Consider the following 14474-nt stretch of genomic DNA (forward strand, 5'->3'; position numbering starts at 1 on the left):
GTTAAAGTGTTTTTTGCCAGAACAGGGCGCTCCCTGTGTCTGTGTCTAAATGGTAATCTGAAAATCCAAACTTTGTATAGGCAGCTTTTGCGGTCTCGTTTTTGCTAAGAACTTCTAACGTGACCTTGCAACAACCTTTTTCTATTGCTATGTCTTCTATTTTTTGCAAAATCATCTGGCTTATGCCTAGCCCCCTGTGACTGTCGATGACAGCCAAGTCGTGAATATTTATTAATGGCTTGCATAGAAATGTTGAGAACAATTCAAAACAATTGGAAAATCCTACAGCCTTGCCATCGGCATAGACAAGTACACTAAAGGCATGACTAAGCTTTGATAATTCAGTTACAACATTACCTACAATATTCTGCTCAAGAGGTCTTCCGCCACCCATTAGATCTTTTGCATACATACTAAGTAACGACTGCAAATCAGTTTTATGTGATTTATTAAGGTAGTCTGCTGTTACGATTTCTATATGCATGCAGTCTTATTGTAGCAATCTGTTTATGATATTTATTAGTCGACTGGAATAAACACCATTTGTCTGTCATCCAAATTAACCGAGGCAATTTGGATTTTAATGGTGTCACCTAAGCGGAATACTTTACCAGTGCGATCACCTTTTAGCTGGTGATGAACGTCATCAAAATTGTAGTAATCATCTTGAAGATCTCGTACTGAAATCATACCTTCGACAAATACTTCAGTTAGTTCGATAAAAATACCAAAGCCAGCAACGCCTGAAATAACACCGTTGAATGTTTCGCCAACTTTGTCACGCATGTATTCACACTTAAGCCACTGTTCAACATCACGAGAGGCTTCATCAGCACGGCGCTCAGTAACTGATAAGCTTGCACCCAGCTCGACCATCTTTTTAGAAGGTTTTTTCTCTTTGTTGCCAATTACTTTTTTGACCAATTTACCAACAAATGATGGTTCTTTTTTGTTCAGCACACGATTAATAGCGCGGTGTACTAGTAGGTCTGGATATCTTCTAATTGGCGATGTAAAGTGAGTGTAATCATCAAATGCCAAGCCAAAGTGACCTTCGTTAGCCGGTGTATATACCGCTTGCTTCATGGTACGAAGCACCACCGTTTTAATGATATTTTCATCATCTCGCCCTTTGGCGTCCTCTAGCACTTTAGCAAAGTGTTTAGAGTCTGGCTGATCGCCACCTTCAAGTGTTAATCCAACGGCCGTTAAGAATTGGCGGGTTACTTCTACTTTTTCAGCGGTTGGTTTTGGATGGATTCGGTATAAGAAATCTTCTTTATTTTCACCTAAGAATTTTGCTGTAGCCTGGTTGGCCATAAGCATGCATTCTTCAATTAGTTTGTGTGCATCATTTCTTGAGCGAGCAATGATGTTATCAATTTTTCCGTTATCATTAAATAGGATTTGCGATTCAATGCGGTCAAAGTCCATTACACCACGTTTGGTTCTAGCAGCTTTTAACACTTTGTAAAGATCGTAAAGATCGTTTAAGTTGTCTAGTACAGGCTTAAATTCAGTTTTCAATTCTTGATTGTCATGCTCTAAAATGTCACTTACTTTGGTATAGGTTAAGCGCGCATGTGAGAACATAACTGCTGGGTAGAATTTATAATCAAGCAAATTTCCGTCTGCATCAATGTTCATCTCACAAGTCATACATAGACGCTCTACACCAGGATTAATGGAGCATAGGCCATTTGATAAGGCTTCAGGTAGCATTGGTACTACTCGACGCGGGAAGTAAACTGAATTACCTCGTTCAATAGCATCCGCATCTAGTGCCGTACCTTCAGCAACATAATGAGAAACATCAGCAATAGCGACTACTAACTTCCAACCGTTGGCAGTAGATTCGGCAAATACTGCATCATCGAAGTCTTTAGAGTCTTCACCATCAATCGTGACTAGCTTCATGTCAGTAATATCAACACGACCTGCCTTATCTTGCTTGGTTACTTCAGCTGGGATTTTGGCAGTTTGCGCTAAGGCTTCGTCTGAAAAATCAATCGGAATACCGTTACGATATAAAGCTGCGTCAGTTTCCACACCTTCATCCATGTATGAGCCTAGAATATGGACAATTCTGCCTTCTGCTAATGATTTGAATGTTGGTGATTTGGTGATCTCAACGACAACAATTTGCTCATTGGTGTTTTCATCACTAATCTTTGGAATATTGATGTTATTACGAATGCGCTTGTCATCAACCACGGCGTGAGCACCCTCTTCAGTAATGTGCAATCGAGCCACAACAGACTTAACACTTTCTAATACTTCAATAATTTTTGCATCACCACGCTTGCTGATTAAGCGCGCCTTAACCTTGTCACCATGAAAAACTAGCTGCATTTGGCGTGAGTTTAGTCTTAAATCTTTACCACCTTCTTCTAGCTTTAAAAAACCAAAACCTTTAGGATTAGCAACTACCGTACCAATTTTAATACCTGCATTTGGATCGAAAATGATAAAGTCCCCGTCTTTGTTATAATCCAGCTGCTCATCTCGAACCATGGCTTTTAGGCGGTGTGTTAATGGTTTTTTTTGTTTGCCTTCTACTTCTAGTAAGTCGAATAAGTCATATTTTGATAATGGCTTTTTCTTGAAAAAAGACAGGATGTGCTCCCTTGATGGAATGGGATTATCGTACTTCTTTGCCTCTCTTTTTTGGTGCGGATCGCTCATAGATTACTCTGCAAATGGGTTGTTAAGGATCAGTGTTTCGTTACGATCTGGTCCTGTTGATAAAATATCGATTGGCAAGCCTGAAAGCTCTTCAATTTTACGAATATAGTTTTGCGCTTCAATCGGTAGAGAGTCAAAAGAATCGGTGCCAATGGTTGATGCATTCCAGCCAGGCATTTCAATATAGATTGGATCTGCATCGGCATAGCCTTGTGCATCGTATGGCGGTGTTGTTGTTAGACTGCCATTTAAATTATAACCAGTACAAATTTTAATACTGTCTAGAGAATCAAGCACGTCTAGTTTTGTTAGGCAAATTCCGGTTACTGCATTAAGCTTTAATGAGCGATTAAGGGTTACCATGTCTAACCAACCACAACGACGCTGACGTCCGGTAGTTGCACCAAACTCATGGCCAACAGTGCCTAGCACTTTGCCAATTGCATCGCCTTTATCGATTGCAACATCGTAAACCAACTCTGTTGGGAATGGACCACCACCAACACGTGTGGTGTAGGCTTTAACAATACCGCATACATAGTCAATGTCTGTTACACCAACACCAGAACCAGTTACTGCACCGCCTGAAGTGGTGTTAGATGAAGTTACAAATGGGTAAGTGCCTTGATCAATATCTAATAGTGCGCCTTGCGCACCTTCAAATAAGATGTTTTCGTTATTGGCAATATGCTGATGAATTTGCTCGGTAACGTCTGTAATCATTGGAATTACAACTTTGGCTTGCTCTAATGCTTGTGCCAATACTGTATCAAAATCTAGTGCGGGCGCATTGTAGTAATTCGTTAGTGCAAAATTATGGTATTCCATGACATCTTTCAGCTTCTCTGCAAAAGCTTCAAGATCAAGTAAATCACCAACTCGTAACCCGCGACGCGCTACCTTATCTTCATAAGCTGGGCCGATTCCATTACCAGTTGTGCCGATTGCAGCCTTACCACGTTTTGCTTCACGAGCATTATCAAGGGCTACGTGATACGGCATAATGAGTGGACAACCCGGAGCAATCTTTAAGCGTGATTGCGCATCCACACCAGCCTCATCTAACTCACCCAATTCTTTAATAAGAGCTGACATAGATAAAACAACACCATGGCCAATTAAGCACTCTACGTTATCACGCAAGATGCCAGAGGGAATTAAATGTAGTACTGTTTTTTGACCGTCAATTACCAAGGTGTGTCCTGCATTGTGTCCGCCTTGAAAGCGCACAACACTAGATACTTTATCTGTAATTAAATCAACAATCTTTCCTTTTCCTTCATCGCCCCATTGTGTGCCGATGATCACTACATTTTTTGACATATTAATTCCTAACTGTTTAATTTGTTTTTAATGATAACTATTTTGATTGAGATAAAAACTTCAAATCAAATGAAAATCCTGTGGCTGCTCTTGACTGACCAAAAGACTCGCCAATACCGTTATAACGCCCACCTTGTGCTAGAGCTTTAGAGTATTTTTGACTGTAAGCTGAAAATACAACCCCGGTATGATACTCATAGGTTTGTAACTCAGCCAAATCATAGCTTGCTTGTATGTTGATATTCTTCAGTGCTTGATCGATTGCTTGTAAATCTTCAATTGCATTGAGTGCATCTGGAAAATTTGCAAATAATTCTGTGGCTTTTGCTAGTGCGGTGTGATCACCCTCTAACTTAATTAGGGATTCAAATAAGGCTGCATTGACCAGTGTATATTTTTCAATAAACACTTGCAAGTCCGGAGATGAGCGATGTGCAAAAATATGACGCAACTCACTTGCTTGATCTGAATTTAGCGATTCTTGCGCAATAAGCGCATCAAAGATAGCAACATTACCAAGACTAATAACGATTGAGTCAATTGATAGAATTTTTAAGCTTTCTAGCATTAACTCAATCACTTCAACGTCAGCTGAGGTTTTATCAGATCCGTATAGTTCTGCGCCCGCCTGAATAGGTGATCGTGAATCATAAAAATCATCCGCACTGGTTTGCAGGATGGCGTTAATGTAGCAATATTTTTCAACATTATTGCTAGCTCTTCGCGCATCAATACGGGCAATTTGTGGAGTAATGTCTGCATGTACGCCAAGCATCTTGCCACTAACAGGATCTAAAAATTTAAAGGTTTTCTCATTAACCGAATCACTGGTTAAAAGCAGTGAATCCACATGCTCTACCATAGGTGGAATAACTAAGCCAAAACCCTTTTTAGTATATAGGTCTATTAGTTGACGTCGCAATATTTCAAAATTGAGCGCTTGCTCGCCACTCAACTCGTCAATACCTTCAGGTAGCTGCCAGGTATTCATAAATTCGTTATTTAACCTCTGGATTAAAGTGACGGAAGAACTCTGTATTTGGGTTTAACACCATAATATCATTTTGATTAGAAAATGATTTTTTATAAGATTCTAATGAACGATAGAATGAATAAAAATCAGCATTTTGACTATAAGCTTGCGCATAGTTTCCGGCTGAGATTGCATCGCCCTCACCTCGAATTACTTCAGAGTCACGGTAAGCATCAGCCAAAATAATAGTTCTTTCTTTATCTGCTGCTGCACGAATAATTTCAGCTTCTTCAGCACCTTTAGATCTAAACTCTTTTGCTACACGCTGTCGCTCTGCTTGCATTCGACGGTAAACCGAGTTTGAAACCTCTTGAGATAAGTCGATACGTTTAATACGCACATCCACAATTTCGATACCAAATTGACTAATATCATTTTTAGCAAGCTTTACAATATTTGACATAATTTCACTACGCTCACCTGAGACAACATCGGCAATAGTACGTTTTGAAAACTCACTCTTTAACCCTGTTTTGATAATTTGTGCAAGACGATTATTAGTACGGGCTAGATTACCACCGGTTGATTTGTAGAATTGCTCTGCGTCACTAATACGCCATTTAACATATGAGTCAACAATAACGTTTTTCTTTTCACCGGTTAAAAAACGCTCAGACGGTGCATCAAGGGTTTGTACACGATCGTCAAACTTAACCACGTTATTTACAAATGGCATTTTCAGCTTTAGCCCTGCCTCTTTCTCAACACTAACAATTTCACCTAGACGAAGCTTGATGGCTGTTTGAGTTTCATCCACAGTATATAACGCCGAACTAAGAACGAAAAATAATGCGGCAACAATAATTAATCCAAATTTTTTCATTATCTTACTCCTCTATTACGAAAAACATTTCTTGCATCATTAGGCGTTTGCGCCTGCTCCTGACTTGATTGAGAAGTTGCTTGGGTGGTATTTTGCTTACTGTTGATTAGCTTGTCGATTGGCAGATACATCATTGAGTTGGCTTTTGAATCGACCACGACTTTACTAGTAGTTGCTAACACGCCTTCCATTGTTTCACGGTAAAGACGCTCTCTAGTAACCTCTGGCGCCTTTTCATACTCTGCTAAAATTTGTTTAAATCTTGAAGATTCACCTTCAGATTTTGAAACAACTTCTGATTTATAGGCTTTAGATTCTTCAAGTAATCTTGCTGCTAAACCACGAGATTTTGGCAAGATATCGTTGGCATAAGTTTGCGATTCGTTGATTAAACGCTGCTTATCCTCACGAGCCTTTACTGCATCAGAAAAAGCCGCTTGAACTTGCTCAGGTGGCTGAGCATCCTGCATGTTAACTGTAGTAATTTGCAAGCCTGTTTGGTATAGATTTAGCAACTCTTGAGATCTTTCTTTAATGTCATCAGCAATGCTAACTCGACCTTCTGTTAAGATGAAATCCATGGTATTTTTTCCAACCATTTGACGAATGGCACTTTCAGATACTTGACGTAACGTTGTATCTGGATTGGCCACATTAAATAAATAAGCTTGAGCGTCATTAATTTTGTATTGAACCGCAAACTTAGCGTCAATCATATTTTCATCTTTAGTAAGCATGAGTGATTCCGAAGAAACATTACCGCCAAAGTTTCGACTGCCTTTAACTACATTACGGTAGCCAATTTCTGCTGTTCTAATTTGCTCTACGTTAACTCTGTTTAAAGTTTCAATAGGAAATGGTAGGTGCCAGTGAGGTCCTTGGGCTGTTTCTTCTTGGAAAGCACCAAAACGCAAAACAACACCTTTTTCAGCGGGATCAATAATATAAATGCCTGATAACGTCCAAACTAGTAGTGCAACAATAATGATAAATTTCACACTGCCTTGTGGCGCAGTGGGAGCTGCTGTTGATCCAGTGGGCTTATTGCCACCAAATATACCGTTAAATTTACTTTTAAATTCTTTAATCACCTCGTCTAATTCTGGTGGTGTTTGATTGTTGCCACCCCAAGGGTTTTGATTGTTGTTGTCGTTCCAAGCCATTTAAATGCTTCCATTATTGTTAAAAACCTGAGTTATTTTACCCAAATAAAGTCCTAGCTATGTAACTAATATATGCAGGCTATTTGCTATTTAGTTGATGTTAAAATAAATGAATTTTAAAAAAACATGATTAGTATGAAAAACTCACTTGTCCTTTGTTCATTTATCTTATTCTCAACAACTGCTAGCGCCCAAGGGTATTCACTCAGCTGTGAGGATAGTCGCTTGCTTTTCCCTAAACAAACTCTTTCAACTGACAAAAACTTAGATGTGGTTGCTGATCATAGTGAGATTACCAAGGGGGATACTTACCTATTAACAGGTAATGTCGCGCTCAATTCCAGTGCTTATTATCTAAGTGCTGATGAAATTCAAATTAAAAAATCTAGCAAAACTTCAACAGCCAAGGGTCAAGTTAAATTTCAAGATGACGAATTGATGTTTGTGGGTAAGAGTGCTGTGATCAAAAAACAAGATGAGATTACACACACTACGTTAAACCAAGTTCAGTTTCACTATCCAGATACCAAGATGAATGGTCAGGCCAGTCAGGTTGTTAATGATGGTACTCAGCAGGTTTTTGACGACGTTAGCTATTCTTTGTGCCCCTTGGGAAACACTGATTGGCAAATGAAGGCTGACCAAATTACACTTAATTCAGATACTAATCGTGGTGTTGCGGATGATGTCGTGGTGGAGTTTTTAGGTGTTCCAGTATTTTATGCACCTCATCATGAATGGGTGCTTGAAGGACGAGGTTCTGGTTTCTTAGCGCCTGGGTTTGGTAGCTATGATGAGTCAGTTGCTGGCGAAGAAAATAACTACCAAATTAGAATTCCATATTATTTTAACATCGCCCCAGATCGCGATTTCTTACTAACGCTTAACCAGCTTTCAAGTCGTGGCAGTGTGGTGGAAGGTAAATATCGTCAGTTGATTGCTGGCAATAAATACTTAGATGATGGTCGTTTTGAAATCGAGGGTCATTACTTAAATGAAGATGACATTACAAGCAATAAGCGTTGGTTGTTAAATTCTACGGTTGATTTATCACTTAATGATAAAACCGAATTAAGCTTAGTAGCTAATCGTGTTTCTGATCAAAACTACTTTAAAGAAATAACTCATGGCGACACCTCTGACTCTGCGCTATTTTCGCACCTTGACCTTAATTATGCGGACACCGAGCAGAACTTAGAAATTGCTCTATTTGCAGAAAATGAGCAGTTAATTAATAATGGCACTGCCACTTATACACGTGCACCTGAGATATCAATCTCTAAAGCCTTTGAGGGTATGGATAACCGAAAAATTGACCTCTCACTAGTTAGTACTAACTTTAAGCACCAAACCTCAACTGATACCGGAGTGCGTACTCATGCTCAAGCTAATTTCTCTCGTCCAATAACAACAAATGCTTATTCTCTAACACCTAAACTCAATCTCTCCACCACAGATTATGCATTAGATAATGCAGCGGATGAGTCTCGCTCTATTTATAGTTTTGGACTGGATTCAAAATTATTCCTTGAAAGAGAAACCCACTTATTTGGTACGGATTTAATTCAAACACTTACACCTAGATTGGCTTATAACTACACACCTAAAAAAGACCAAAGCGCTCTACCAAGTTTTGATTCTGCTGATAAAAATGACTCTTACGAGGGTTTGTTTTCAGGACAAAAATTTACTGGTATTGATAGAATCAGCAATGCCAATAACTTTACTTTAGGCCTTGAGTCTGATTTTATTGATGAAGAAACCGGTGACACCTATTTAAGTCTTAAGGCGGCACAAACACGTCACATTGATGATACTGATATGGATAGCTCTGGCGTGTTGGTTAGTCGTAGAAAATACTCTGATATTGCCCTTTCAGCTGATGTTTCATTTGACAATTTTACTTTTAACAATGCATTGCAGTACGATCCAGAAACCAATAAAATTGATAAGCGTGACAGTTCAATGAGCTACATTTTAAATCCAAGAAAATTCTTAACACTGGCACATCATGATGACAATACCATCAAGTCAGCTGAGCTTTACGGTGCTTACCCTATCACCCAACAAGTGCATGTATTTGCCGGTATCAACCGATCTATTACTGACTCAATTACCAATAAAGAAACCACTGGTATTGCCTATGAATCTTGCTGCTGGGCATTGCGTTTAGCGCACTTTAAAAAGCACGTGAGTGGCAATGATTATGACTATGTTACCAATTTTGAGCTGGTACTTAAGGGGCTCGCCACCACTTCGCCAAGCTTATATAAGCGCTTAGAAGATGAAGTGCCAAACTACTTGGCTAATTTGGATGACTTTTAACATGAGCAAACTACCCTTATTGGCACTGGTTATTTCACTTGGTGTCTCATCTGCACCAAATAGTATTGTTGCCATTGTTAACGACCATCTCATTACGCGTGATGCGCTTAACACGCAAAGCGATATCAAACAGTCTAAAGAGAGCAAGTTAAAAACACTTAATCAACAAATTGACATCCTTTTGCAAATTGAAAAGGCAACGCAATTGGGGGTTAAGCCCAAATCTAGTGCCATTAACAATATGCTCAGTCGAGTTGCCAAGCAAAATAAGCTAACCCTTAAACAACTGCAAACAAGACCTGAATTTGGGCAAATTATGGATAGTATCCAACAAAAACTTTCTTTAAACGGATTAAGGGAGTTAATTAGTAGCAAGGCTAAACTTTCTTTAAGTCAGGCAGAAATTGATCAAGCCCTAAAGGATAATCCAGCAGCCACTCAGGCGCTGGAAGATCAAGTTCGCATTGCTCAAATTGCGATTAGCACAATCGACAAAACCGACTCCTTGTTGCAATCTCAAGATGATTTAATTCAAGAGTTTTTGACTGATTTAGCCAGCCAAATTCAACAAGGCGCGTCTTTTTCAGCCTTAGCAAAACTTCATTCTCAAGATGAGTCTTATAAAGATGGTGGGGAGTCTGATTGGCTCGTACAAAAACGACTACCTAAAGCCTTCATGCAAGCGCTAAAACCTCTAAAAGTGCAAGAATTATCAGCACCTTTTAAAGCGGGCAATGGCTGGAGATTAATCAAGGTTATTGAAAGACGTCAGGTTAATAACCACTTAAAAGTGATTAAATCAGCCTTAATACGCCAAAAGAAAAACTTGTACTTTCGCAACTGGACTAAAAAACTTAGAAAAGATGCTTACATCGAAATTTTTGATCACAAACTCTAGCTTAATCACCCATGTCTAAAACAATTGTTATTTTTGGCTTTCACGCCATTCAGGCTCAGCTTGATTCAGCCCCAGAAGGATTTGTTAAAGTTTTAACTCTTGATAATCGTAACGATAAGAGAGTTGCACAAATCACCTCGCAGCTCAATCAACTAGATATTCAAACCGTTAAATCTAATAAGCAACAGCTTGATAAGCTAACTAAAAATCAAACCCATCAAGGAATCGCTGCTGAAATTTTACTCCCCACCCTACCCAACCAAGATGAGTTAATCGGGTTTGTATCAAGACTAGAAGGCTCGCCACTAATTCTAATTTTGGACTCTATTCAAGATCCTAGAAATCTTGGTGCTTGTTTGCGTAGTGCTAATGCGGCTGGTGTGGATTGTGTGGTGATCAATAAAGACGGCTCTGCACCGATTAACGCTTTGGTGCATAAAACCTCGGCAGGCGCGCTAAATCAGCTTAAGATTTTTCAGGTAACCAATCTTGCTCGAACTATCAAAGCTTTGCAAAAAGAAGATGTTTGGGTGGTGGGTTTAGATGGCTCAACCGAAACCTCTATCTACCAAATTGATTTAAAAACACCTACCGCATTAATTATGGGTGCAGAAGGCACAGGACTTCGTAAGCTTACTAAGCAATCTTGTGATCAGCTAGCTCTAATTCCAATGCAGGGCAATGTTGAGAGTTTAAATGTATCGGTAGCTACAGGAATTAGCTTATTTGAAGCGAGCAGACAGCGTCTAGTATAAAGCCATTGAATGATCAATCGTTTTAGCCCAGGCATCGATACCGCCACGTAGATTAATCATGCTTGTAAAACCAATCGATTCAAAATAACGCACGACTTGCATAGAACGAATACCATGATGGCAAATAACAACCATTTCTTGGTTTTTGTCCAGGGTATCAATATTGGCCATGATTTGCCCCATGGGCAATAGCTTTGCCTCATCAAAATGGCACTTATCCCATTCCCACTGCTCTCTAACATCGAGTAGTAACGGAGTGTTAAACTCTAGGTACTCTTCTAGTGCTTCAGGGGTTAAATCTTGCATAATTAATTAAGCTGAATTCGCGATCCCCAAGGAATAGACTCTTTGCCTTTCACCAGCCACATGACGGGGTAATTAGGTTCAAATTCTGGAAATTTACCTTTGGCATCAGTAAAATAAATCAGTACGCTAGAGGCAGAATCTTGCTGATCTAGATAATCAAATACAGGATTAAAGTTAGTTCCTTTGCCGCCCCCGAGTGAAGCTGGAAACTGTAACTCATCCCAAGCCTCAAAGCGCCAAATTAGATTTGGATTTACCTTTTCATCACAAGCAATGAGTGTGATTGAGGCGCGCATATTGCTTTTAATGGCGTTAATTTCTGAGACAAATTCATCGATTTCATCCTGGGAAATGGATCCTGAAGTATCAATCGCCACAGTCATGTCAATTTGACTAGATCTGAGCGAAGGTAAAATCGCATCACCACTTCTTCTAGAAGCTCGAGCATAGGAAAAATCATCCCTAGCAAGACTAGACATGTATTGTGCCAAAAGTGATTGCCAAGAGAGTTGAGGCTGCAAGAAAAAGTCAATCAGCTTGGCAAACTCGCCATCGAGCTTACCGGCTTGCTGTGCCAGCTGAGCACTTGATGCAAGATTTTTTTGCCACTGACTGGCTAAAGATTGCATTTCATCTGGGGTGAGTGGCTCAGGCTGCTCTGCTAAGTCATCAGAATGTGTGCCTACTGATGATTGTTTGCTACTTCCATCCTTGCCTGTCGAGTTATCTTTCTCGCCGTCCAGGGCATCTTCGCGCATGCCGCCATCGGATTCATTAGCATCTTCTTTGGGATTATCATCATACAAATGCTGATCCATTGGTTCAGTATCAATGCTGTCATCAATCATTGGGTAGATTTCTTCCGCAATCATGCTTTCATATTTACTAAAAATAGGCACATCTAAAGGCGGGCGAAACCCTTCCTTAACCAGCAAGGGGTTAATGGCAAAATCACAGGCTAAATCCCATTTATGTTTGTCTCGATTTTTACGACGAGCAAAGTGCGTCAGTGCACAATGAAGTGCCTCATGTATGAGTACAAATTTAACTTGATGATTGTCTAATTTGTTAATAAAGCTAGGATTGTAATAAAAGCTTTTAGCATCAGTGGCACTGGTTTGACACCAAGACCCAGCTGCTTTTAAAGGGAGCCTTAAAACTAGATTACCCAAAAAAGGCTTATCAAGAATAAGCTGCGTACGCGCTTTGGTAAGTTTTGCCTCAACTACTTTAAGATCAACTCGATCTTCATTGTTATCATAAACAACATCCTCACCAATAACATCGACTTTTTTATCAGCTGTGAGCGCTGAATCTTGCCAATATTGATAGTCTGATTCACTCATACTTTGATAGCGGATGCGTGTTGAGTGCTTGAGTCAAGAATTGCTTGCCTTTGAGAAGAGCTTAAAAGTTCAATATTAGGAAATAGTTGTCGATCTTCTGTTCTAGCATGTGATTTTAATAATTTGCCAAATTTTTCTAAAGTTTGAGGGTTTTTAGGAAGATTTTCGGCTAAATCGTATAATTCTTGATGTTCTTGGGTTAATTGTTCGCATAATTGCGTTAATTCGGTTGATTTGTCGCTTAAAAAGACAAAAATAGTGCTTTCTTCAGTGTCAAAATGCTCATGAAAATCCATTTTGAAATTTTCTGAAATTTTTAAACATAATTCAGATATTTCTTGTTGATCATTTCTCTTAGCACTATTGACACACTTATTACCCAATGAGAGCGCCGTGTGATGCTCTCTGGTCAAGATGAGTAATTCGCTGGCGATCTTCATTAGCCAAACTGCCCATCAACACGAGCCTGAAAGTACATCGGCGCATAGAGTGCAACAAACCATGAAAAGGACAAAATCCACAACAACTGTGAGGCAAAAATAAGATTGACATAATATTCAGGGAAAATTGAAACAAGCAACACCCGCGTAACAAAAGCCAGAGTAAGCAAAATAAACATAAAGTTAATTTGTTTTGGCGGTTGAAAAACATTACGCCCTGTATGTCCCAAAGAGACACGTGCCATCATACTGAGTGTCATCAGTGCCATGCCAAAGGCAAAACTGTGTGTACTGATATTTGGCATTAAATTAACAAAATACGAAGCAACATGAAGTCCAAACCCTAGAGTGAGCAAGCCATAAGCAAGATAGATACTCCAAAGCAAGGACTTTTTCCATATACCTTGGTGATACCAGTTAACAAGCTTGATTGAGTGAATGATAAACAATAGTCCGGCCAATATGGTGGAGATAATGGTTTGAAAAAAGACTTCAGCAATAATAAAAGCTAAGAACAAAAACAGTGAAGATAAGTCTAAAAACTTAGAATTTTTAAGTTCAGTTTTTAAGCCTAAACCGCGTTCAATGAAAAAAGGCAATAGTCGTCTAGACATCATAAATAGCAGACTAATGATCAAATAAAATCCAAGGTAAATACCCATGTAAACCCCTTGGGAGACCATGCCCAATAACCCTAAATAAAACAGAATATGCGCAATGGATAGTAGTGCTAATTTGGCAACAATGCTAACATTATTCCAATTTTTAGCTTTAATAATTGGCCAGGCAATAGCCACTGTAGAGAAAAGTAAAAAGCTAACATCTACAGCAGCTTGATACACTAAATATTCACCACCAATAAAGGGTAAAAATCGCCCCGCAACCCATATAATTGCTAAAGCCAGTAAAGGCTTGTTATAGATGGTTTGTACGCCTGTCCAGTTTTTGCTAGCGGTTAATAAAAAACCAACTGTTACTGCTGCAGCATAGGCAAAGATCATTTCATGCGCATGCCAATCAATTGGGTTGGCATTGTTGATTAAGATGAGTGACGGATAAAACACCATCCACATCAGCATAGCAGCTACAGCGATAACGCCTGAGACAAAGAAAAAGGGTCTAAATCCCAATCTTAATATGGGTTTGGTTGTGTACTCGGTATTTTTATTTAAATTAATCATGATTATTAGTTTTAGTCGAAAAGAGTGTCTGCTATTTTTCCTGCCCAATTGGCAAACTCAGGAATGGTAAAGATTTCACTACCAATTGCTCTTTGCATGTCAGAAACTAGCATAACGCCCAATTCTTTTTGTGGAAAGTCTCGTGCAAAATTAAGGATATTTCCCCAGATTTGTTGCGCATTATCCCCTTCTTTGG

Annotated in this window: 13 protein-coding genes and 1 pseudogene; 3 read left to right on the forward strand and 11 right to left on the reverse strand. The window is 39.3% G+C overall.

Annotated elements, in window-relative coordinates; all coding sequences use genetic code 11:
* Position 1 precedes the first annotated feature (1 nt).
* Genes ABNR88_RS01615 through hflK form a run of 6 tightly spaced genes read right to left on the reverse strand, consistent with a single transcriptional unit; the run spans position 2 to position 7027 of the window.
* The gene (locus tag ABNR88_RS01615) at positions 2-484 is read right to left on the reverse strand and encodes a GNAT family N-acetyltransferase (protein ID WP_291926899.1); all 483 of its coding nucleotides are present in this window, start codon (positions 482-484) and stop codon (positions 2-4) included.
* Between the two features lie 35 nt (positions 485-519).
* The gene (gene rnr / locus ABNR88_RS01620; protein WP_291926897.1) at positions 520-2685 is read right to left on the reverse strand and encodes a ribonuclease R; all 2166 of its coding nucleotides are present in this window, start codon (positions 2683-2685) and stop codon (positions 520-522) included.
* 3 nt (positions 2686-2688) lie between these two features.
* On the reverse strand, positions 2689-4008 hold the full coding sequence (locus ABNR88_RS01625) for an adenylosuccinate synthase (RefSeq protein WP_291926895.1): 1320 nt from the start codon (positions 4006-4008) through the stop codon (positions 2689-2691).
* Positions 4009-4045: 37 nt separating this feature from the next.
* Complete coding sequence (locus tag ABNR88_RS01630; RefSeq protein WP_291926892.1) at positions 4046-4999, reverse strand: ATP phosphoribosyltransferase regulatory subunit; 954 nt, start codon at positions 4997-4999, stop codon at positions 4046-4048.
* Positions 5000-5006: 7 nt separating this feature from the next.
* Entirely contained in the window at positions 5007-5864 is an 858-nt protein-coding gene (hflC, locus tag ABNR88_RS01635) for a protease modulator HflC (RefSeq protein WP_291926890.1), read from the reverse strand.
* On the reverse strand, positions 5864-7027 hold the full coding sequence (gene hflK, locus ABNR88_RS01640) for an FtsH protease activity modulator HflK (protein ID WP_291926886.1): 1164 nt from the start codon (positions 7025-7027) through the stop codon (positions 5864-5866). The genes hflC and hflK overlap by 1 nt, the downstream gene beginning before the upstream one ends.
* A gap of 135 nt (positions 7028-7162) precedes the next feature.
* On the opposite strand from hflK, the gene lptD reads away from it, so the two are divergent.
* From lptD to rlmB, 3 genes are read left to right on the forward strand one after another with little or no spacing between them, the layout of a single operon-like run.
* On the forward strand, positions 7163-9352 hold the full coding sequence (gene lptD / locus ABNR88_RS01645) for an LPS assembly protein LptD (RefSeq protein ID WP_348669861.1): 2190 nt from the start codon (positions 7163-7165) through the stop codon (positions 9350-9352).
* Positions 9312-10250 carry a peptidylprolyl isomerase gene (locus ABNR88_RS01650; RefSeq protein ID WP_291925878.1) on the forward strand — a complete coding sequence of 313 codons (939 nt, stop codon included), beginning with the start codon at positions 9312-9314 and terminating at the stop codon, positions 10248-10250. Before lptD ends, ABNR88_RS01650 begins: the two co-directional genes overlap by 41 nt.
* Positions 10251-10261: 11 nt before the next feature.
* On the forward strand, positions 10262-11005 hold the full coding sequence (gene rlmB, locus ABNR88_RS01655; RefSeq protein WP_291925875.1) for a 23S rRNA (guanosine(2251)-2'-O)-methyltransferase RlmB: 744 nt from the start codon (positions 10262-10264) through the stop codon (positions 11003-11005).
* Here rlmB and ABNR88_RS01660 read toward each other — a convergent pair.
* The 5 genes and pseudogenes from ABNR88_RS01660 to ABNR88_RS01680 form a co-directional block, all read right to left on the reverse strand.
* On the reverse strand, positions 10997-11311 hold the full coding sequence (locus tag ABNR88_RS01660) for a rhodanese-like domain-containing protein (protein WP_291925872.1): 315 nt from the start codon (positions 11309-11311) through the stop codon (positions 10997-10999). The genes rlmB and ABNR88_RS01660 overlap by 9 nt on opposite strands.
* Before the next feature lie 2 nt (positions 11312-11313).
* On the reverse strand, positions 11314-12657 hold the full coding sequence (locus ABNR88_RS01665) for a VWA-like domain-containing protein (RefSeq protein WP_291925868.1): 1344 nt from the start codon (positions 12655-12657) through the stop codon (positions 11314-11316).
* Entirely contained in the window at positions 12654-13097 is a 444-nt protein-coding gene (locus ABNR88_RS01670; RefSeq protein WP_291925866.1) for a hemerythrin domain-containing protein, read from the reverse strand. The genes ABNR88_RS01665 and ABNR88_RS01670 overlap by 4 nt, the downstream gene beginning before the upstream one ends.
* Positions 13097-14278: an NnrS family protein gene (locus ABNR88_RS01675; protein ID WP_291925863.1), complete on the reverse strand. Its 1182-nt coding sequence runs from the start codon at positions 14276-14278 to the stop codon at positions 13097-13099. The genes ABNR88_RS01670 and ABNR88_RS01675 overlap by 1 nt, the downstream gene beginning before the upstream one ends.
* Positions 14279-14289: 11 nt before the next feature.
* A pseudogene (locus tag ABNR88_RS01680) lies at positions 14290-14474 on the reverse strand (ATPase); the annotation flags it as partial.

The sequence above is a fragment of the uncultured Candidatus Thioglobus sp. genome (genome assembly GCF_963981275.1).
Classification (GTDB): Bacteria; Pseudomonadota; Gammaproteobacteria; order PS1; family Pseudothioglobaceae; genus Thioglobus_A.

Coding starts and splice junctions, on each gene's coding strand:
- rnr (WP_291926897.1), bottom strand. CDS start 2,685: ATGAGCGATCCGCACCAAAAAAGAGAGGCAAAGAAGTACGATAATCCC.
- hflC (WP_291926890.1), bottom strand. CDS start 5,864: ATGAAAAAATTTGGATTAATTATTGTTGCCGCATTATTTTTCGTTCTT.
- hflK (WP_291926886.1), bottom strand. CDS start 7,027: ATGGCTTGGAACGACAACAACAATCAAAACCCTTGGGGTGGCAACAAT.
- ABNR88_RS01675 (WP_291925863.1), bottom strand. CDS start 14,278: ATGATTAATTTAAATAAAAATACCGAGTACACAACCAAACCCATATTA.
- ABNR88_RS01660 (WP_291925872.1), bottom strand. CDS start 11,311: ATGCAAGATTTAACCCCTGAAGCACTAGAAGAGTACCTAGAGTTTAAC.
- rlmB (WP_291925875.1), top strand. CDS start 10,262: ATGTCTAAAACAATTGTTATTTTTGGCTTTCACGCCATTCAGGCTCAG.
- ABNR88_RS01625 (WP_291926895.1), bottom strand. CDS start 4,008: ATGTCAAAAAATGTAGTGATCATCGGCACACAATGGGGCGATGAAGGA.
- ABNR88_RS01615 (WP_291926899.1), bottom strand. CDS start 484: ATGCATATAGAAATCGTAACAGCAGACTACCTTAATAAATCACATAAA.
- ABNR88_RS01670 (WP_291925866.1), bottom strand. CDS start 13,097: ATGAAGATCGCCAGCGAATTACTCATCTTGACCAGAGAGCATCACACG.
- ABNR88_RS01650 (WP_291925878.1), top strand. CDS start 9,312: ATGAAGTGCCAAACTACTTGGCTAATTTGGATGACTTTTAACATGAGC.
- lptD (WP_348669861.1), top strand. CDS start 7,163: ATGAAAAACTCACTTGTCCTTTGTTCATTTATCTTATTCTCAACAACT.
- ABNR88_RS01665 (WP_291925868.1), bottom strand. CDS start 12,657: ATGAGTGAATCAGACTATCAATATTGGCAAGATTCAGCGCTCACAGCT.
- ABNR88_RS01630 (WP_291926892.1), bottom strand. CDS start 4,999: ATGAATACCTGGCAGCTACCTGAAGGTATTGACGAGTTGAGTGGCGAG.